Raw genomic sequence first — 18,588 nt, forward strand, 5'->3', positions numbered from 1 at the left:
GGAGTTTGACACATATGCTACAGCAAGAAGTCGTATCACAGGTTGCTCGTCGTTTATATCTGGCAGAGAAAGACCGTAAACAGATCCGTCAAATCTCTCTGGATTATCCGGAAATAACCATTGAGGATGCATACGCCATTCAGCGTGAGTGGGTCAGTATGAAAATGGCGGAAGGCCGGGTATTGAAAGGGCATAAAATCGGCCTGACATCCAGGGCCATGCAGCTCAGTTCACAAATTGAAGAACCGGATTATGGCGCACTGCTGGATGATATGTTTTTTCAGAGCGGTAGTCATATCCCCTGCGAACGTTTTATTGTTCCACGCATTGAGGTGGAACTGGCATTTGTACTGGCAAAACCGCTGCAAGGCCCGAACTGTACACTGTTTGATGTTTACAATGCGACAGATTACGTCATTCCGGCACTGGAGCTGATCGATGCCCGCTGTCATAACATCGATCCGGAAACCCAGCGCCCGCGTAAAGTCGTGGATACGATTTCTGATAATGCAGCAAATGGGGGCGTCATTATGGGAGGACGCCCCATCAAACCCCATGAGCTGGACTTAAGATGGGTCAGCGCTCTGCTCTATCGCAATGGTGTCGTTGAGGAATCCGGCGTAGCCGCAGCAGTGCTTGACCATCCCGCCAGTGGTGTTGCATGGCTTGCTAATAAGCTGGCACCACATGGTGTCCAGCTTGAAGCGGGCCAGATCATACTGAGTGGCTCTTTCACCCGACCGGTTGCAGCCCGAAAAGGCGATACATTCCATGTGGATTATGGCGTATTAGGTTCAGTGAGCTGTTATTTTTCTTAAAGATCAGTCTGGTATAAAACATGGATTAAACATTTAATTAAAAATTAGGAACATAAGGTGCACTCATGGATCAACTGACAAATAGATTCAAACAGGCCCTGCAATCGGGGCAGCCACAAATCGGTTTGTGGCTTGGGCTTTGTAGTTCATACAGCGCTGAAATGCTGGCGGGAACCGGTTTTGACTGGTTATTAATTGATGGCGAACATGCCCCTAATGATATTACTTCTGTCCTGAATCAGTTACAGGCTATTGCTGCTTACCCAAGCCAGCCGGTTGTGCGTCCGCCATGGAACGATCCGGTAATTATCAAGCAACTGCTGGATATCGGCGCTCAGACACTGCTCATCCCGATGATCCAGAATGCTGAGCAGGCACGTGAGGCTGTGCGGGCTACCCGCTACCCGCCTGAAGGCATTCGGGGTGTAGGCAGTGCGCTGGCAAGAGCTTCGCGCTGGAATCGTATCCCTCATTATCTGGCTCGTGCCAATGAAGAAATGTGTGTTCTGATCCAAGTGGAAACCCGTGAGGCTTTGAATAATTTGTCAGAAATGCTGACCGTTGAGGGTGTTGATGGTGTATTTATCGGCCCCGCAGATCTCAGTGCTGATATGGGGCATCACGGCAATCCCCAACACCCCGAAGTTAAGGCAGCGATAGAACATGCCATCAGGCAAATCAACACAGCAGGTAAAGCTGCCGGAATATTGATGACCAATACTGAAGCCGCTGATCACTATCTGGATCTCGGTGTGCAGTTTATTGCCGTTGGTGTTGATACCACACTGCTCACTAATGCAGCCAGTTCACTGGCAGCACATTTCGGTAAGGGACAGGAAAACGCCGTATCGTCTGTATCCAACGCTGCATATTAATCAATAAAAAGGTAACAGCCATGAGCAGCTCACCTGAAGCCATACAGAAACAAGATACACCAGACTATTTACATAAAAACCTCACAGCTCAGCAGCAAAGTGTTATCAAAAAATTATTTCGCCGCCTGATCCTGTTTCTGTTTGTCCTGTTCATATTTTCTTTCCTGGATCGTATCAATATTGGTTTTGCCGGTTTAACGATGGGAAAAGATCTGGGTCTTACATCGACCATGTTCGGGTTAGCTGCAACATTGTTTTATGTGACTTATGTAGCTTTTGGTATTCCCAGTAATATCATGCTGGGTATTGTGGGAGCCAGACGCTGGATTGCTACGATTATGGTGCTGTGGGGGATTGCTTCCACTGCGACAATGTTTGCTACCGGTCCCACCAGCCTGTATATCCTGCGTATGCTGGTCGGGATTGCAGAAGCCGGCTTTCTGCCCGGCATTCTGGTCTATCTGACATATTGGTTTCCGGCTTATTACCGTGCCCGTGCTAATGCCCTGTTTATGATTGCTATGCCTGTCACAATGGCATTTGGCTCGCTGGCATCCGGTTATATTCTGGAAATGGACGGGATCTGGGATCTGCGCGGCTGGCAGTGGCTGTTTTTTCTGGAAGGCTTCCCCTCTGTTCTGCTGGGTGTTGTCGTCTGGTTTTATCTGGATGATTCACCCGAGAAAGCAAAGTGGCTGACAAATGAAGATAAAAAATGCCTACAGGAAATGATAGAGAACGATAAAGTTGCTTTGACACACGCTGAACCTGCATACACAAAAACCAGCCTGTGGCGTGAAATTTTTACCCCGATTGTCCTGATGTACACCTTCGCTTACTTCTGCCTGACCAATACGCTGAGCGCCATTAATATCTGGACGCCACAAATTATGCAGAGTTTCAATCAGGGAAGCAGCCACACCGTTATTGGCCTGCTAACAGCCATACCTCAATTTTGTACTATTTTGGGGATGATCTACTGGAGCCGTCGGTCAGACCGCCTGCAAGAACGAAAAATGCACACAGCGCTGCCTTATTTGTTTGCTGCTACTGGCTGGGTTCTGACGTCACTGACAGACAACAGCATGATACAGCTTTTAGGCATCATCATGGCATCAACCGGCTCGTTTACTGCGATGGCAGTATTCTGGACGACACCCGATCAATCCATTAGCCTGCGAGCGCGTGCCATTGGGATCGCGGTGATCAATGCCACGGGTAATGTGGGTTCGGCTGTCAGTCCTTTATTGATCGGGTGGCTGAAAGATCAGACCGGCAGCTTTAACTCTGGTCTCTATTTTGTTGCCGGGCTGCTGGTGATCGGGGCACTGATAGTTCTGCTGATCCCGATGAAACACGCAAGATCATAAAAATCAGCCAAGTTCCGACGTTTCAACACAATATCCTGATTACCGGCTTAAAAGGGAATAAATTGATGTCATCCAGCCAGATAAACAGCGAAGTTATTAGCAATATTGATATCAGTAAAGATTATGATGAAACTCAAGGGTCAGATGATGTCCATTATCAGACTTTTGGCCGCATGGCTGCATTTTTTGGCCGTGATATGCAGGCACACCGTCATGATGGCTTTTTTCAAATCCACTATCTGGTAACCGGCCGGATTGAATTACAATTGGATGATCTCCGCTACTCTGTACAGGCTCCGCTGTTTATCCTGACTCCTCCCTCCGTACCCCATGCATTTTTCACGCAGGAAGACACAGATGGTTATGTATTGACTGTGCGTCAGGAATTAGTCACTCCGCTACTTAACTCGCTCTATCCTGCGCATCGGGAACTGATTGATATTCCCGCTTTCTGCCTTTCCATTGCCGATAGACCGGACGAACTGGAAACATTCAATCACTACTGGGCATTGATTAAGCGTGAAGCTGTCAATCAATTTGCAGGCCGGGAGCAATCGTTATCTTTCTTGGCACAATCGCTGTTTACCTTTTTATTGCGCAGTATCTCCCTGAATGATTACCGTTCCGGTGGCGTCAGGGGAGAATTGAAGCTGTTTCAAAACTTTAACCGATTGATTGATCAACATTACCAGCAGCATTTAACTATACCGGAATATGCCCAGAAACTGGGGATCACAGAGTCACGCCTGAAAGATATGTGTCGCCGGTTCGCTAACCGCCCTCCCAAGAGATTGATTTTTGATCGGCAATTACGGGAGGCTAAACGGCTATTATTATTCAGCGACAGCCCTGTATTTGAAGTGGCATATCAACTTGGATTTAAAGATCCTGCTTATTTTGCCAGATTTTTCAACCGGCTTGTGGGATGCTCTCCGAGTGTCTGGCGGGAAAAAGATATACCGTCCTCCGGTCATTCATTGCCTGATGAAGGCTAAAATGATAGGGTGAAAATCTTATATAGCAAAATAAAAATATTGATATAAATGCGCTCTGAAATTCAATGACTATTAAATAATAATAATAATTAATTATTCCTGATTTTTTCTCAGAGGAATAGAACCATGACATTATCCAGAAATATTCTTTTAGCAAGAAGAGCGATTAATTACTTAACTAATTCTTTAAACGTAATTTTATAACTCTAAAGTCGCTTTTAAAGGGTCATTAGCTTTACGTTATCGATATGAATAAACAGGATAAAATTATGACATCACTTCCTTATAATCTATTTTTAGCAAGAAGAGCAATAAATTATGTGAATAATAAAATTCAAGTTATCTCGCCCAATCGACTGCCAACAGAAACAAATGAACAAAAGGATCTGAAAAAAGAATTAGAACGCCGGTTAGAAAATCGACGGAATGCAGCCGACCTAAGAGCCGATGCAGTTTCTGGTAATATATTCACCAGAAATAAGATTAGAACAATCATGCTTCTCACCAATGCTAGCACCATAGAATCCAAAATTGGCAATTGTGGAGAAAAAGCGATTCTTGCGTTCTACTATTTGAAAATGCAACAAGTTGAGCCTCTGGAGCTGTTTGATGCCAGTATGGGTGAGGCGGCAGACGATTATCACACATTCGTTGTTATTGGCAGGACAAGAGGAATAGAAACTGACCCCAGCACATGGAATCATGAGACTGTAGTTTGTGATCCGTGGGCTGAACAGGTTTATCCGAGCTACAGTTACAATAGCCACGCACAATTCACCGGTGAATTAATTTTAATTTACCGTCAGGGTCCCAATATCTCACAGCATGTTCCCTATCATTTGCTATAACAGAAAAAATCTATTACTGCCAAAACACAAAGCAGATCACAGTTGCATAACAAATCCGCCTTTTTTGTCGAAAAGTACCCGCAGATCTTCTGAAAATCTCTTCAGATATTCTTCGTCTATCGCTTCAATCAAACATATAAATAAACATTTATTTAACACTTAAGCTCCCATTAAGATAACAAATAAAAATGGGAGACTTAAGAATGATGAGGTAGCCATGAGATCAGAAGATTTGCAAGCCACTCATAAACGTCCTTTTACCAGCAAAGAATACTTAAGCTCCCTTCAGGATGGACGGGAAATTTATATCTATGGTGAACGCGTTAAAGATGTCACGACACACCCTGCTTTTCGTAACGCAGCCGCCTCTATCGGCCAACTCTATGATGCCCTTCATGACCCCAAAACTCATCGCACTCTCTGCTGGGATACTGATACCGGCAATGGCGGCTATACTCACAAATTCTTTCGTTTCGCGACCAGTTCTGATGAAATAAGACAGCAACGTGATGCTATTGCTGAATGGTCACGTCAAAGTTATGGCTGGATGGGGCGCACACCGGATTATAAAGCGGCATTTTGCTGTGCTTTAGGTGCTTATCCGGCGTTTTATGGGCAATTCGCCGATAATGCCCGCAAATGGTATAAACACATTCAGGAAAATGCGCTTTATTTTAACCATGCCATCGTCAACCCCCCTATTGATCGTCATAAACCCGCCGATCAGGTTAAAGATGTTTTTATCCAAATAGAGAAAGAAACGGATGCTGGGATTATTGTCAGCGGTGCCAAAGTCGTGGCAACCAACTCCGCCTTAACTCACTATAATTTTATCGGTTTCGGCTCAGCGCAGGTCATGGGTGATAACCCCGATTTTGCCCTGATGTTTGTCGCCCCAATGGATTCTGACGGCGTCAAATTAATCTCCCGAGCCTCCTATGAACTGACGGCAGGTGCTACCGGATCACCTTTTGATTATCCGCTTTCCAGCCGGTTTGATGAAAATGATGCCATTCTGGTGATGGATAAGGTGTTAATTCCGTGGGAAAACGTGTTAATTTATCGTGACTTTGATCGCGCACGTAACTGGGCCGTTCAAAGTGGCTTTGCCCGTCTGTTTCCTATGCAGGCCTGTGTACGTCTGGCTGTTAAACTGGACTTTATCACCGGATTACTGCAAAAGAGCCTAGAATGTACTGGTGTGGTGGATTTTAGAGGCGTTCAGGCTGATTTGGGTGAAGTTGTGGCATGGCGCAATCTGTTCTGGTCGTTGACAGATGCAATGTGGGCAGAAGCAAAACCCTGGGAAGGTGGAGCCTACCTGCCGGACACTCAGGCAATACAGACTTATCGGGTCATGGCACCAATGGCTTATACAAAAATTAAAAATATCATTGAACGTAATGTTACCAGTGGATTAATTTATTTGCCATCCAGTGTACGGGATATGAATAATCCTGAAATCAGTCAATACCTTGAAAAATATGTCCGAGGTTCAAACGGCATTGATCATGTTGAACGCATTAAAATTCTGAAACTCATGTGGGATGCCATTGGTAGTGAATTTGGTGGGCGCCATGAACTATATGAAATCAACTATGCCGGCAGTCAGGATGAAATTCGCCTTCAATGCCTGCGCCATGCGTATGGTTCTGGCAATATGAAAAAAATGACTGAACTGGTGGATCAGTGTCTCTCTGATTATGATGTAAATGGCTGGGTAAGCCCCCACTTACATAACAACAATGATATTAATTTATTAGACACGCTACTGAAATAAATGAGTAGCAGGAGACTTATGATGTCTTTAGAAAATGAACATCGCTTGCTATTCAGAGATGCGATGGCAAGCCTTTCCGCGGCGGTGAATATTATCACCACCGACGGCCCGGCCGGGCGCTGTGGCATGACAGCGACGGCAGTATGCTCCGTGACGGATACTCCGCCGACTTTGATGGTATGCATAAACCGTAACAGTGCTATGAATCAGGTATTTCAGGGTAATGGCCAGCTATGTGTCAATATCCTGAATCATGAACAGGAATTGCTGGCCCGCCATTTTGCGGGTATGACTGAAGCCAGTATGGAAGAACGCTTCAGCTGGGATATCTGGCACACAGGCTCATTAGGGCAACCCATGCTGAAGGGAACACTTGCCAGTCTGGAAGGAAGCATCGAACAGGTACAGGAAATCGGCACACACAATGTTTATCTGGTGGAAATAAAACAGCTTCATGTTCTGGAAGAAGGCCACGGGTTGATTTATTTTAAGCGTGCTTTTCATCCGGTGATGAACAAAACACTGGCTACCGCAGTTTGAAGTGAAGCCAAAAGTTAAAATTAGGTATAAGGGCAAGGACGTAAAGCCCTTTACTTTTTCGGCTGGCTTTTATCCATCGCCTTTCAGGGCGTCTCTTTGTCAACCGGGCAAATGAGTTCCTGACGAATTTGTCATTCTTACCATCATGATTCAACTCAAAATTTATTAGGTATATAATCGATAGGTTTCAACGTCATAAACATCCCGACAAGAGCCATTAATATACAGGTGAAATTTTGAATATTTCAGGCTTTATTCTTACGATATTACCTATCGCTTTATCCCCCGGAGCAAGTTTTACCCTTGGCATGGCAAATGCTATTAACCGTGGAATAAAAGGCTTACTTGCCATCATCGTCGGGACAGCTTTAGGTATTTATACGCATGCATTACTGGTTGGACTGGGTATTACTGGTATAGTGACGAAATATCCACTTATTATGCAAGCCATAAAAATCATAGGCACAATTTATCTTATCTATCTCTCTTGTGTATTAATAAAAAACGGAGTTTATTCCGGTAAAAAAATGACAGAGAAAGGGACGAAGGTTGCAACAATAAAAGATGCCTATATCGCCAATATTCTGAATATAAAAGCAATTTTACTCTATCTTACTGTTGTGCCCAGTTTTTTAACATCTGGCTATATTAGTGTATTAAATTTTATCATCCTTGCTTCTATCCATATTATTATTATAACAATCTGGTTATTATCATTTGGTTATATTGTCATCTTTGCTGCAAGAAAAATAAACTTCAGTATCGTAAGCCGGTTTGTTAATACTGTAGGGGGAGTTTGTTTATTATATTTCACTCTTGCTCCGTATATTCTATAGTATCACTTCCATCCTATATCGCTGTTGTCTTTAAAATGACCTCCTTGCTGGCTACTCAATTCCCTTCCTTCCACAAACTGATTTATTATTTAATAAATATGATAAATTATATAAAACGTGTAGTTTTATGTCGCTCTATCTCATACAGAAACAAACAAAAAAACTAAATATATAACATAAACTTAATATATTGATGCTGATGTTCAAAAGTTGCCACATACATCTTTTGTGGTATTAGCTTATCAATAAGAATGGAGAATAAAGCGCAAACAACCATCAAATCGCTTTATTTACGAACACTTAAACCATTAATAGATGATTTTTCCTATTAATTTAGTGAATATTCTGTCAAATCTGGTATTAATTTTTGCATTAGTGTGATCAACCACTGAGAAGATATTTTACCAGTATATTAACCTCCCGCGCTTTCGATCACTCTGAATAATTAAACAAAAACACAACCCGTGCAATACATTATGTTACTTCTATGTTAACAACAGTATAAACTCTGGATGTATTGTCCATTGGTACGACAACTAACAGAGGCAATTACTATGAATAAAACCGCTCCAGTCGGTTTATGGGATCAACCGAAGCCCTTTTTCATGATTTTTTTTGTAGAATTATGGGAAAGATTTGGCTACTACGGCGTTCAAGGCATTCTCGCTGTTTACTTCGTTAAACAGCTTGGCTTTTCAGAAACACAAGCATTTATTACCTTTGGTGCATTTACTGCGCTGGTTTATGGTTTGATTTCCATCGGTGGTTATGTAGGAGACCACTTACTGGGAACAAAACGAACCATCATTCTGGGTGCTATTATACTGGCGATAGGCTACTTCCTGATTGGCCTTTCCATTATGGAACCAGAACTGATTTTTTATGCTTTAGGAACTGTCGCTGTCGGTAATGGCCTGTTCAAAGCTAACCCTGCAAGCCTGCTGGCTAAGTGCTACCAACCACAAGATCCACGTTTAGATGGTGCTTTTACGCTGTTCTATATGTCCATCAATCTTGGCTCTTTGGTTTCTCTTTCTCTCGCTCCCGTTATTGCTGAAAAATATGGCTATGCTGTTACCTATAATATCTGTGGTATCGGTCTGATTATCGCTCTGTTGGTTTACATCGCCTGTCGCCGTATGGTACATGACATCGGCTCTGAGCCAGACCATGCCCCTCTTAACTACATAACCCTATTTTTAGTTTTGCTTGGCTCAGCAGTAATGGTCGGTGTCTGTGCGTGGCTATTGCACAATATTGATATTGCTAATCTCGTTCTCATTGCAATTTCAGCTATTGTTGTGGTGATTTTCTTCTGGCAGGCATTCAAACAGGATAAAGTCGGCCGCAATAAGATGTTTGTGGCATTTATCCTGATGATTCAGGCTATTGTGTTCTTTATGCTGTACAACCAAATGCCAACCTCCCTCAACTTCTTTGCCATCAATAATGTTAATACCCAAATCCTTGGTTTTAATATTAACCCTATCAGCTTTCAGGCTCTGAACCCATTCTGGATCATCGTCGCCAGCCCAATTCTGGCTGTGCTTTACACCCGTCTGGGAGCGAAAGGCAAAGACTTTTCGATGCCAACGAAGTTTACCGTCGGTATGTTCCTGTGTTCTCTTGGCTTTCTGACAGCCGCCGCTTCCGGCCTGTTCGCCGATGAACATGGCATGACTTCACCGTGGTTTATCGTACTGGTTTACCTGTTCCAGAGTATCGGGGAGTTGATGATCAGTGCATTAGGGCTGGCAATGGTTGCGGCGTTCGTTCCCAGCTATCTGACAGGGTTTATTCTGGGTATGTGGTTCTTATCTCAGGCTGCTGCATCAGTATTGGGAAGCTATATAGCAACATTCACCGCCGCACCAGAAGGTGTCACCGATCCTCTGCAAACGCTGCCGATATATACGGGCGTATTTGGTAAAATAGGTATTGCCACTCTCATTGTTGCCGTGGTTATGGCTTTCATGGTGCCGTGGCTGAACCGTATTATGAAAGATGGCGCAAAGGCGTAACTGTTCTGATTCGGTTTAATTAAAAAAATTCCCGCCCGTTTTTATTATTAACGGGCGGGAATTAGAAAACGTGAATCGACTAAAACTTTAATTCCAGTCAGTACGCAAATTACAGCACATCAACCGCATTCAATTCTTTGAAAGCCTGTTCCAGACGAACTTCCATTGACACCTGACCAGCCCGCAGCCACACGCGTGGGTCATAGAATTTCTTATTAGGTTTATCCGCACCTTCTGGGTTACCCAACTGACCTTGCAGATAGCCTTCATTCTTCTTGTAGTAGTTCAGAATACCTTCCCAAGTCGCCCACTGGGTATCGGTGTCAATATTCATTTTAACTACGCCGTAGCTGACAGCTTCCTGAATCTCTTCTGCGGTAGAACCTGAACCACCGTGGAAAACAAAATCCAGACTATTGTGTGGCAGGTTGAATTTCTCTGAAACATAGTCCTGAGAATTACGCAGAATTTTTGGAGTCAGTTTGACGTTACCCGGTTTATATACACCGTGAACGTTACCGAAAGATGCTGCAATGGTGAAACGTGGGCTAATCGCGTTCAGTTTTTCATATGCATAAGCGACATCTTCTGGCTGAGTATACAGAGAAGAACTATCCAGATGGCTGTTATCAACACCATCTTCTTCTCCGCCAGTACAACCCAATTCGATTTCCAGCGTCATGTCAATTTTTGCCATACGCGCCAGATACTGGCTGCAAATCTCGATATTTTCTTCCAGAGACTCTTCTGACAGATCAATCATGTGGGAAGAGAACAGAGGCTTGCCTGTCTGAGCATAGTGCTTCTCACCCGCCTCTAACAGGCCATCAATCCACGGCAGTAATTTACGTGCACAGTGGTCGGTATGCAGGATCACCGGCACACCATAATGCTCTGCCATCTGATGTACATGATAAGCACCAGAAATAGCGCCCAGAATCGCCGTCTGCTGACCTTCAGCTTTCAGGCCTTTACCTGCTACAAATGCTGCACCACCATTGGAAAACTGGATGATTACCGGAGCACGTACTTTTGCCGCTGTTTCTAACACAGCATTGATAGAATCAGTACCGACACAGTTAACTGCCGGTAAGGCAAAATTATGTTCTTTTGCGATGGCAAAGACTTTTTGAACATCATCACCAGTGATGACACCCGGTTTTACGAAATCAAAAATTTTAGACATATTACGTGGTCCTGTATTGACATTGAGCAGGCAGCAAATACTGCCTGCTATCACAACGAGTTACTCAACTTAGTTACTGTTAGCACGTTCTTCCAGCATCACAACGGCGGGTAGTTTTTTGCCTTCAACAAACTCAAGGAAAGCACCACCACCTGTAGAGATGTAAGAGATTTTGTCAGCAATCTCAAAAAGATCGATTGCCGCTAAAGTATCACCGCCACCTGCAATGGAGAAAGCATCGCTCTCTGCAATCGCACGGGCAATAATTTCGGTTCCTTTGCGGAAATTCGGGAATTCAAATACACCAACCGGGCCATTCCAGAGAATGGTTTTTGCACCCTGCAGGATTTCAGCCAAGCGTTCAGCGGAAGCATCACCCAAATCGAGGATCTGCTCTTCATCTTTAATTTCACTGGTTGATTTCAATGTGGCTTCAGCTGTTTCAGAGAACTCTGTCGCAACACGAACATCAGTAGGTACCGGGATATCACAGCATTCCAGCAATTTTTTCGCTTCTGGGATCAAATCATCTTCGTACAAGGAGCGACCAACATTGTGACCTTCGGCAGCAACAAAAGTATTGGCAATTCCACCGCCAACGATAAGCTGATCGGCAATTTTGGACAGTGAATCAAGAACAGTCAGTTTAGTTGAAACTTTAGAGCCACCCACAATCGCGACCATTGGGCGAGCAGGGTTATGTAATGCTTTCCCCAAAGCTTCCAGTTCACCGGATAACAATGGACCTGCACAGGCAATTGACGCAAATTTAGCAACGCCGTGAGTTGAAGCCTGAGCACGATGGGCTGTACCAAAGGCATCCATGACATAAACATCACACAATGCGGCATACTGTTTTGATAATGTTTCGTCGTCTTTTTTCTCACCTTTGTTAAAGCGAACGTTCTCCAGAACAACTAATTCGCCTTCCGCCACTTCAACGCCATTCAGATACTCTTTTTCCAGGCGGACAGGAGAAGAAAGTGCTGCTTTCAGGTAATCAACGACAGGTTGTAGTGAAAACTCTTCGTTGTACTCTCCCTCAGTTGGGCGTCCCAGGTGAGAAGTAACCATGACTTTGGCTCCCTGACTCAGCGCAGCCTCGATCGTCGGCAAAGACGCACGAATACGTGCATCTGAGGTAACTTTGCCATCTTTTACAGGCACATTCAGATCAGCCCGGATCAGAACTCGTTTACCCGCCAGATCTAAATCAGTCATCTTAATTACAGACATGGTGAATCCTCTCATTGATTCTCTATAAAATTACTCAATCCCCTGCTGTATGCCATTTGCTCAATCATATTTAATTTAATAACATCTGATCTCACAGAATTCGACACAATATTATCGATACAACAGACGATTTATTTGAAACCCGTTTATTTAAAACCCATTTATTTGAAACCTTTAGAAGCCATTGCCAGTGTTGTGTCAAGCATACGATTGGCAAAGCCCCACTCATTATCACACCAAACAAGTGTTTTAATCAGGTGGTTTCCGCTCACTCTTGTTTGTGTGCCATCCACGATAGCGCTGTGAGGGTCGTGGTTAAAATCCGTTGAGACCAACGGCAAATCGGTGAAATCCACTATACCACGAAACGAACTCACTGCTGATTTTTGCAGTAGTTGGTTTACCTCACTGACATTAACGGCAGCACTGACTGTAACACTCAAATCAATCGCTGTGACGTTGATGGTAGGAACCCGTACAGAAATCGCTTCAAACCGATTACTGAATTTGGGGAAAATACGGGTGATCCCTGCGGCCAGTTTAGTATCGACAGGTATAATCGACTGACTGGCTGCCCGGGTTCGACGCAGATCACTGTGATAGGCATCAATCACTGGTTGATCATTCATGGATGCATGGATTGTTGTCACCGTCCCTGATTCGATATTGAACGCATCATCCAACACTTTAATAATCGGGATAATGCAGTTTGTCGTGCAGGATGCATTAGAAACGATGCAATCTTCCGCAGACAACAGTTCATGGTTCACACCGTATACCACAGTCGCATCCAGATCGTTTCCTCCCGGATGGGCAAACAGTACTTTTTTAGCACCACTGGCGAGATGAGCTTCCCCATCGGCGCGTTCGCCATATTGACCGGTACAATCGAGTACGATATCAATACCCAACTCTTTCCACGGCAAATCCGAAATATCGGGTTGATGAAACAGCCGGATACTGTCATCTCCCACATGCAAGACTGTATGATTCAAACCTATTTTGTTCAGGCGCACATCCCATGCAAAACGTCCGTGGCTGGAATCATATTTCAATAAGTGAGCGATACCTTCTGCATCAGCCAACTCATTGATGGCGATAACTTCAATTTCAGCCCGACGCCCGGATTCGTAGAGCGCACGCAGGACACTGCGGCCTATTCTCCCAAACCCGTTAATCGCTACCCTGATTGTCATGTTACTCCCTGAATTTCTCTGTTGTCACGCAACGGCTTAGGATAACTGAGCAGGTGCAAATTGTACGGATGATTCATCATAAAATTAATCAGATTGTGACAGACAAGACATTTTGCATGCGATAACTGAAACGGTTCAGCTAATTATAAGGGAAGACTACGAGAAAAAAGGGCCAATAGCAAGGATCGTTAATAGCATAATAAAAATATTTTGAACAAAAAAAGAGCGCATCAGATCAAAGTTTGATGCAGATGCGCTTAATTTCCTTCGTCTTTCAAGTTGCCTCTTTATGGGCTTCGCCTCGAAGCAACTCGAAATCGGTTGAAGGTGTATTGTTATTTCAGCAGTGCTGCCGCTTTCGCAACGACATTTTCAACTGTAAAACCAAACTCTTTGAACAGTGCGTCAGCCGGTGCTGATTCACCAAAGCTGTTCATACCAACGATCGCACCATTGATACCGACATATTTAAACCAGTAATCAGCAATGCCAGCTTCCACTGCAACACGTGCGGAAACCGCGGCAGGAAGTACGGCTTCACGGTATGCTGCATCCTGTTTGTCGAATGCATCGGTAGATGGCATGGAAACAACGCGGATTTTACGGCCTTCTGCGCTCAGTTGATCAGCGGCTTTCACTGCCAGTTCAACTTCTGAGCCAGTCGCGATCAGGATTAATTCAGGCTGACCTGCGCAATCTTTCAGAACGTAAGCACCTTTCTCAATGTTTGCCAGCTGCTCAGCGGTGCGCTCCTGCTGTGCCAGATTCTGGCGGGAGAAGATCAGAGAAGTCGGGCCATCCTTACGCTCAATCGCATATTTCCATGCAACCGCAGATTCCACCTGATCACATGGACGCCATGTGCTCATATTGGGTGTGACACGCAGGCTGGCAATCTGCTCAACCGGCTGATGGGTCGGGCCATCTTCGCCCAGACCGATAGAATCATGGGTGTATACAAAGATGCTACGGATTTTCATCAACGCAGCCATACGTACTGCATTACGGGCATACTCAACAAACATCAGGAATGTCGCACCATAAGGCACAAAACCACCATGCAGAGCGATACCGTTCATAATGGCAGACATACCGAATTCGCGAACACCGTAATGAATGTAGTTACCGTCCTGAACTTCGTTCAGAGGTTTAGAGCCAGACCACATCGTCAGGTTACTTGGTGCCAAGTCAGCAGAACCACCCATGAATTCAGGCAGAACCTTACCAAATGCTTCCAGTGCATTCTGTGACGCTTTACGGCTGGCAATAGAAGCGGGATTCTGTTGCAGGTTTTCAATGAATGCCTTGGATTCTGCTTCCCAGTTTTCTGGCAGTTCACCGCTGGTACGACGGCTGAATTCTGCTGCCAGTTCAGGATGTGCTTCAGCATAAGCGGCAAATTTTGCATCCCATGCACTTTCTTTTGCTTGACCGGCTTCTTTCGCATTCCAGCCAGCGTAAATATCCTGAGGAATTTCAAAAGCAGGGTGTTCCCAACCCAGTGCTTTGCGGGTTGCTTCGATTTCAGCATCTCCCAGTGGCGCACCGTGGCACTCTTCTTTACCGGCTTTGTTTGGTGAACCAAAACCAATGACAGTTTTGCACATCAACAGAGATGGTTTGCCGGTTTCTTTGCGTGCTTCTTCGATTGCGGCTGCAATGGCGTCAGAATCATGGCCATCAACACCACGGATAACATGCCAGCCGTATGCTTCAAAACGGGCAGCGGTATCATCAGTGAACCAGCCTTCAACTTCACCATCAATAGAGATGCCGTTGTCATCATAGAAAGCAATCAGTTTGCCCAGTTTCAGCGTACCCGCCAAAGAGCAGACTTCATGGGAAATGCCTTCCATCATGCAACCATCACCCATGAATACATAAGTATGATGATCGACGATATCGTGGCCCGGACGGTTAAACTGCGCTGCCAGTGTACGTTCTGCGATTGCGAAGCCAACTGCATTGGCAATACCCTGCCCCAATGGGCCGGTTGTTGTTTCTACACCCGCTGTATAACCATATTCAGGGTGACCCGGGGTTTTGGAATGCAATTGACGGAAATTTTTCAGATCGTCGATGGAAACATCGTAACCAGTCAGGTGCAACAAGCTGTAAATCAGCATAGAACCGTGGCCATTGGACAATACAAAACGGTCACGATCTGCCCAGTGAGGATTGACAGGATTATGGTTCAGATAGTCGCGCCACAGAACTTCAGCAATGTCAGCCATTCCCATCGGTGCACCAGGATGCCCTGATTTTGCTTTCTGCACGGCATCCATGCTCAAGAAGCGGATAGCATTAGCAAGGGTTTTACGAGTGGTCATTCTTTACTCCAAGTCGGATAAAAGCGTTAGTGAACTAGAACTAATTTTCGCAGCGCAGCATACAAACCGCAATCATTAATGCCATATAAACGAAAACTATCTTAATTTCCGTTTAGCATCAATTCTTTGATTTATCCCGCCGTTTTAACCTATTTTCCGGTGAATACACCTAACCGAAGGTTAGTTTGCGCAAATTCAGAGTGATTTCATCTCATGATTTGCGCAATAAGAAACCATGTATTAGACACGATAATGAATGAACGAATCAAGATAGAAGAGGCCTGTTTTTCTGCTGATTTGGAGCATGATAGCAAGCCAGAGATGATAATTACCTCTGGCTAAAAATACTTTGTGATTCAAATAACACTTTGATGCAGGCAACGGTCTAATTTAAAGAGCGATAAATGTCATAATTTTCATCATCAAAACAAATAAGATTCACTTGTAATCTATTTTGATTGCCAGACAGACGAGAGTGAATCACTTCCAACGCAATTTCCGCTGCCAGTTTTTTGGGAAAACGGTAAATACCTGTGCTGATATTGGGGAAAGAAACCGTCTCAATATTATACTGCTCAATAATATCAAAGCAGCTTACATAGGCCTTTTTCAATAATTCAGGTTCATTATTGGCACCTCCGTTCCAGCAAGGCCCTACTGTATGGATCACATACTTTGCCGGTAAATTCCCTGCTCCGGTGATCACTGCATCACCAATGTCACAACCCCCTTGCTTCGCCCTGATTTGCATGCATTCTTCCAGAATGGCCTTTCCACCCGCTCGATGAATAGCACCATCAACACCTCCACCGCCCAACAGAGAGCTATTTGCTGCGTTAACAATCGCTTCAACAGCAATTTTGGTGATATCACCATGAATTATTTCGATTCTATTTTTCATTTCGTTATTCCTTCTTATATTTTCTTATGTTCAGAATAGATTTACTTATATAGTGTTTAATCATCACTCATTCTGGACTTAACAATAAATGGCAAAAAATCCCCCTACGTTGAATTCAATACCAGTTCCGAACATCACGTTATTAAACTCCCTCAATACTCAATGTCACGAACTCATTAAATTACTGCATAACTGTGTCGAAAATGGTGCATCTATCGGCTTTATTTCACCATTGGAAGTCAATGAAGCAGCACAATATTGGCAAGGTGTTGAAACAGATATTGTATCTGGTCATCGCTTGCTATTAGTGGCAATGGAAGGTGACAAAATCGCAGGCTCGGTACAACTTAGCCTTTGCAGAAAAAAGAATGGGAAACACCGAGCTGATGTGGAAAAACTTATGGTACATACAACCTATCGTCGACGTGGAATTGGCAATATGTTAATGGCAGAACTGGAACGTGTCGCAAAGCAGCATCAACGCAGTTTGCTAGTGCTGGATACCCGCACAAATGATCCTGCTTCTGTTCTTTATCGAAAATGTGGCTTTGTTGAAGTCGGGCAAATTCCGAATTATGTCATGAATGATAGAGGTGAATTCTCCGGAACAACCTATTTCTATAAAATGATTTGAGACTTTTTGCTATCAGAAAAGAAAAACAGAAAACCCCGAGTTTAAAACTCAGGGCTTATAAATTCTGGCGGTGCGGACGGGACTCGAACCCGCGACCCCCGGCGTGACAGGCCGGTATTCTAACCAACTGAACTACCGCACCGCATGGTGTTCTGGTTGAGAACGGGGTGGATAATACGAGCACCGGCTCAATACGTCAATCTATTTTTATAATAAAATAGCGCGTTTGCGTGGTTTTTAATCTTAATGGTCACTTAACACCGTTCCCATCAGTGTAATTGTTCAGGTTTCGTCCTCCACAGACAACTTCCCCCTTTCTTCTCTACTAAGTCTAAACGGGATTCATGTTGAAGCAATTCCTCATCAGAAGCGTAAATAACTTTCAACCCTGCCTGTGGGCGATCAATTTTTTGAATTTCCGCAACCTGCGCACTATTGGATGATTCCCCTTCCATCGAAAAAGCCAGCGATGTCTGACCACCAGTCATGGCCAGATAGACATCAGCCAGAATCTCGGCATCGAGTAATGCCCCGTGGAGAGTTCGTTTAGCGTTATCAATATGGTAACGATCACACAGCGCATCAAGGTTATTACGCTTACCGGGGAAAAGCTTCCTTGCCATCGTCAGGCTATCGGTAATTGTACAAAATTCAGCGGTTGGCGGGATGCCTCGATTAAGTTTGCTGAATTCATAATCCATAAAGCCGATATCAAACGATGCATTGTGGATGATCAACTCAGCGCCACGGATAAATTCAATAAATTCATCAGCGATATCAGCAAATACAGGCTTATCCTGTAAAAACTCATCGCTGATGCCATGAACTTCAAATGCTTCCGGGTCAACCAGACGTTCCGGCTTGATATAAATGTGAAAATGACGCCCTGTCAGACGACGGTTAATCACTTCCACCGCGCCGACTTCAATGATGTTATGCCCCTCGTAGTGAACCCCCAGTTTATTCATACCGGTTGTTTCAGTATCAAGGACGATTTGACGGGTAATTGCAGTGCTCATAGT

At 44.3% G+C, this 18,588-nt stretch carries 16 protein-coding genes and 1 tRNA gene; 10 read left to right on the forward strand and 7 right to left on the reverse strand.

The features are described from left to right. The first annotated feature begins 14 nt into the window (after window positions 1-14). The 9 genes from hpaH to dtpB all read left to right on the forward strand — a co-directional run bounded on the left by hpaH (window position 15) and on the right by dtpB (window position 10,083). Window positions 15-818, forward strand: a complete 804-nt coding sequence (hpaH, locus tag AAC855_RS10525; protein ID WP_340609510.1) for a 2-oxo-hept-4-ene-1,7-dioate hydratase — start codon at window positions 15-17, stop codon at window positions 816-818. Window positions 819-883: 65 nt separating this feature from the next. Then, complete coding sequence (gene hpaI / locus AAC855_RS10530; protein WP_340609511.1) at window positions 884-1,693, forward strand: 4-hydroxy-2-oxoheptanedioate aldolase; 810 nt, start codon at window positions 884-886, stop codon at window positions 1,691-1,693. A gap of 20 nt (window positions 1,694-1,713) precedes the next feature. After that, the gene (gene hpaX / locus AAC855_RS10535; protein WP_340609512.1) at window positions 1,714-3,063 is read left to right on the forward strand and encodes a 4-hydroxyphenylacetate permease; all 1,350 of its coding nucleotides are present in this window, start codon (window positions 1,714-1,716) and stop codon (window positions 3,061-3,063) included. Between the two features lie 65 nt (window positions 3,064-3,128). Beyond that, window positions 3,129-4,058 (forward strand): 4-hydroxyphenylacetate catabolism regulatory protein HpaA, encoded by a 930-nt coding sequence (hpaA, locus tag AAC855_RS10540; protein ID WP_340609514.1) that lies wholly within the window; start codon window positions 3,129-3,131, stop codon window positions 4,056-4,058. Window positions 4,059-4,327: 269 nt separating this feature from the next. Then, window positions 4,328-4,906 carry a hypothetical protein gene (locus AAC855_RS10545; protein WP_340609515.1) on the forward strand — a complete coding sequence of 193 codons (579 nt, stop codon included), beginning with the start codon at window positions 4,328-4,330 and terminating at the stop codon, window positions 4,904-4,906. A 217-nt stretch (window positions 4,907-5,123) separates the two neighbouring features. Beyond that, window positions 5,124-6,686: a 4-hydroxyphenylacetate 3-monooxygenase, oxygenase component gene (hpaB, locus tag AAC855_RS10550; RefSeq protein ID WP_340609517.1), complete on the forward strand. Its 1,563-nt coding sequence runs from the start codon at window positions 5,124-5,126 to the stop codon at window positions 6,684-6,686. Window positions 6,687-6,707: 21 nt separating this feature from the next. Beyond that, a complete protein-coding gene (hpaC, locus tag AAC855_RS10555) occupies window positions 6,708-7,226 on the forward strand; it encodes a 4-hydroxyphenylacetate 3-monooxygenase, reductase component (RefSeq protein WP_340609578.1) in 519 nt (172 codons plus the stop codon). Window positions 7,227-7,462: 236 nt separating this feature from the next. Beyond that, window positions 7,463-8,062, forward strand: coding sequence for a LysE family translocator (locus AAC855_RS10560; RefSeq protein ID WP_340609518.1), 600 nt, complete (start codon window positions 7,463-7,465; stop codon window positions 8,060-8,062). 554 nt (window positions 8,063-8,616) lie between these two features. Beyond that, on the forward strand, window positions 8,617-10,083 hold the full coding sequence (dtpB, locus tag AAC855_RS10565) for a dipeptide/tripeptide permease DtpB (protein WP_340609519.1): 1,467 nt from the start codon (window positions 8,617-8,619) through the stop codon (window positions 10,081-10,083). 109 nt (window positions 10,084-10,192) lie between these two features. On the opposite strand, the gene fbaA is transcribed toward dtpB, so the two are convergent. From fbaA to AAC855_RS10590, 5 genes are all read right to left on the reverse strand, one after another. After that, on the reverse strand, window positions 10,193-11,269 hold the full coding sequence (gene fbaA, locus AAC855_RS10570) for a class II fructose-bisphosphate aldolase (protein ID WP_340609521.1): 1,077 nt from the start codon (window positions 11,267-11,269) through the stop codon (window positions 10,193-10,195). Window positions 11,270-11,338: 69 nt separating this feature from the next. After that, window positions 11,339-12,505 (reverse strand): phosphoglycerate kinase, encoded by a 1,167-nt coding sequence (pgk, locus tag AAC855_RS10575; protein ID WP_340609522.1) that lies wholly within the window; start codon window positions 12,503-12,505, stop codon window positions 11,339-11,341. Window positions 12,506-12,666: 161 nt separating this feature from the next. Then, a complete protein-coding gene (gene epd / locus AAC855_RS10580; protein WP_340609523.1) occupies window positions 12,667-13,701 on the reverse strand; it encodes an erythrose-4-phosphate dehydrogenase in 1,035 nt (344 codons plus the stop codon). Between the two features lie 335 nt (window positions 13,702-14,036). Next, window positions 14,037-16,031, reverse strand: a complete 1,995-nt coding sequence (gene tkt, locus AAC855_RS10585; RefSeq protein WP_340609524.1) for a transketolase — start codon at window positions 16,029-16,031, stop codon at window positions 14,037-14,039. Window positions 16,032-16,416: 385 nt separating this feature from the next. Further along, on the reverse strand, window positions 16,417-16,932 hold the full coding sequence (locus AAC855_RS10590) for an O-acetyl-ADP-ribose deacetylase (RefSeq protein WP_340609525.1): 516 nt from the start codon (window positions 16,930-16,932) through the stop codon (window positions 16,417-16,419). A gap of 88 nt (window positions 16,933-17,020) precedes the next feature. Here AAC855_RS10590 and AAC855_RS10595 point away from each other — a divergent pair, with 88 nt between their 5' ends. Further along, window positions 17,021-17,566 (forward strand): GNAT family N-acetyltransferase, encoded by a 546-nt coding sequence (locus AAC855_RS10595; protein WP_340609526.1) that lies wholly within the window; start codon window positions 17,021-17,023, stop codon window positions 17,564-17,566. Between the two features lie 65 nt (window positions 17,567-17,631). Here AAC855_RS10595 and AAC855_RS10600 read toward each other — a convergent pair. Then, a tRNA-Asp gene (locus AAC855_RS10600) sits at window positions 17,632-17,708 on the reverse strand. A gap of 127 nt (window positions 17,709-17,835) precedes the next feature. Next, entirely contained in the window at window positions 17,836-18,585 is a 750-nt protein-coding gene (gene dnaQ / locus AAC855_RS10605; RefSeq protein ID WP_340609528.1) for a DNA polymerase III subunit epsilon, read from the reverse strand. Window positions 18,586-18,588 lie beyond the last annotated feature (3 nt).

Source organism: Xenorhabdus bharatensis (assembly GCF_037996705.1).
Classification (GTDB): Bacteria; Pseudomonadota; Gammaproteobacteria; order Enterobacterales; family Enterobacteriaceae; genus Xenorhabdus; species Xenorhabdus bharatensis.

Excerpts from the sequence above, each read along its gene's own strand:
- hpaH (WP_340609510.1), top strand. The coding sequence starts at position 15 with ATGCTACAGCAAGAAGTCGTATCACAGGTTGCTCGTCGTTTATATCTG.
- hpaI (WP_340609511.1), top strand. The coding sequence starts at position 884 with ATGGATCAACTGACAAATAGATTCAAACAGGCCCTGCAATCGGGGCAG.
- hpaX (WP_340609512.1), top strand. The coding sequence starts at position 1,714 with ATGAGCAGCTCACCTGAAGCCATACAGAAACAAGATACACCAGACTAT.
- hpaA (WP_340609514.1), top strand. The coding sequence starts at position 3,129 with ATGTCATCCAGCCAGATAAACAGCGAAGTTATTAGCAATATTGATATC.
- AAC855_RS10545 (WP_340609515.1), top strand. The coding sequence starts at position 4,328 with ATGACATCACTTCCTTATAATCTATTTTTAGCAAGAAGAGCAATAAAT.
- hpaB (WP_340609517.1), top strand. The coding sequence starts at position 5,124 with ATGAGATCAGAAGATTTGCAAGCCACTCATAAACGTCCTTTTACCAGC.
- hpaC (WP_340609578.1), top strand. The coding sequence starts at position 6,708 with ATGTCTTTAGAAAATGAACATCGCTTGCTATTCAGAGATGCGATGGCA.
- dtpB (WP_340609519.1), top strand. The coding sequence starts at position 8,617 with ATGAATAAAACCGCTCCAGTCGGTTTATGGGATCAACCGAAGCCCTTT.
- fbaA (WP_340609521.1), bottom strand. The coding sequence starts at position 11,269 with ATGTCTAAAATTTTTGATTTCGTAAAACCGGGTGTCATCACTGGTGAT.
- pgk (WP_340609522.1), bottom strand. The coding sequence starts at position 12,505 with ATGTCTGTAATTAAGATGACTGATTTAGATCTGGCGGGTAAACGAGTT.
- epd (WP_340609523.1), bottom strand. The coding sequence starts at position 13,701 with ATGACAATCAGGGTAGCGATTAACGGGTTTGGGAGAATAGGCCGCAGT.
- tkt (WP_340609524.1), bottom strand. The coding sequence starts at position 16,031 with ATGACCACTCGTAAAACCCTTGCTAATGCTATCCGCTTCTTGAGCATG.
- AAC855_RS10590 (WP_340609525.1), bottom strand. The coding sequence starts at position 16,932 with ATGAAAAATAGAATCGAAATAATTCATGGTGATATCACCAAAATTGCT.
- AAC855_RS10595 (WP_340609526.1), top strand. The coding sequence starts at position 17,021 with ATGGCAAAAAATCCCCCTACGTTGAATTCAATACCAGTTCCGAACATC.
- dnaQ (WP_340609528.1), bottom strand. The coding sequence starts at position 18,585 with ATGAGCACTGCAATTACCCGTCAAATCGTCCTTGATACTGAAACAACC.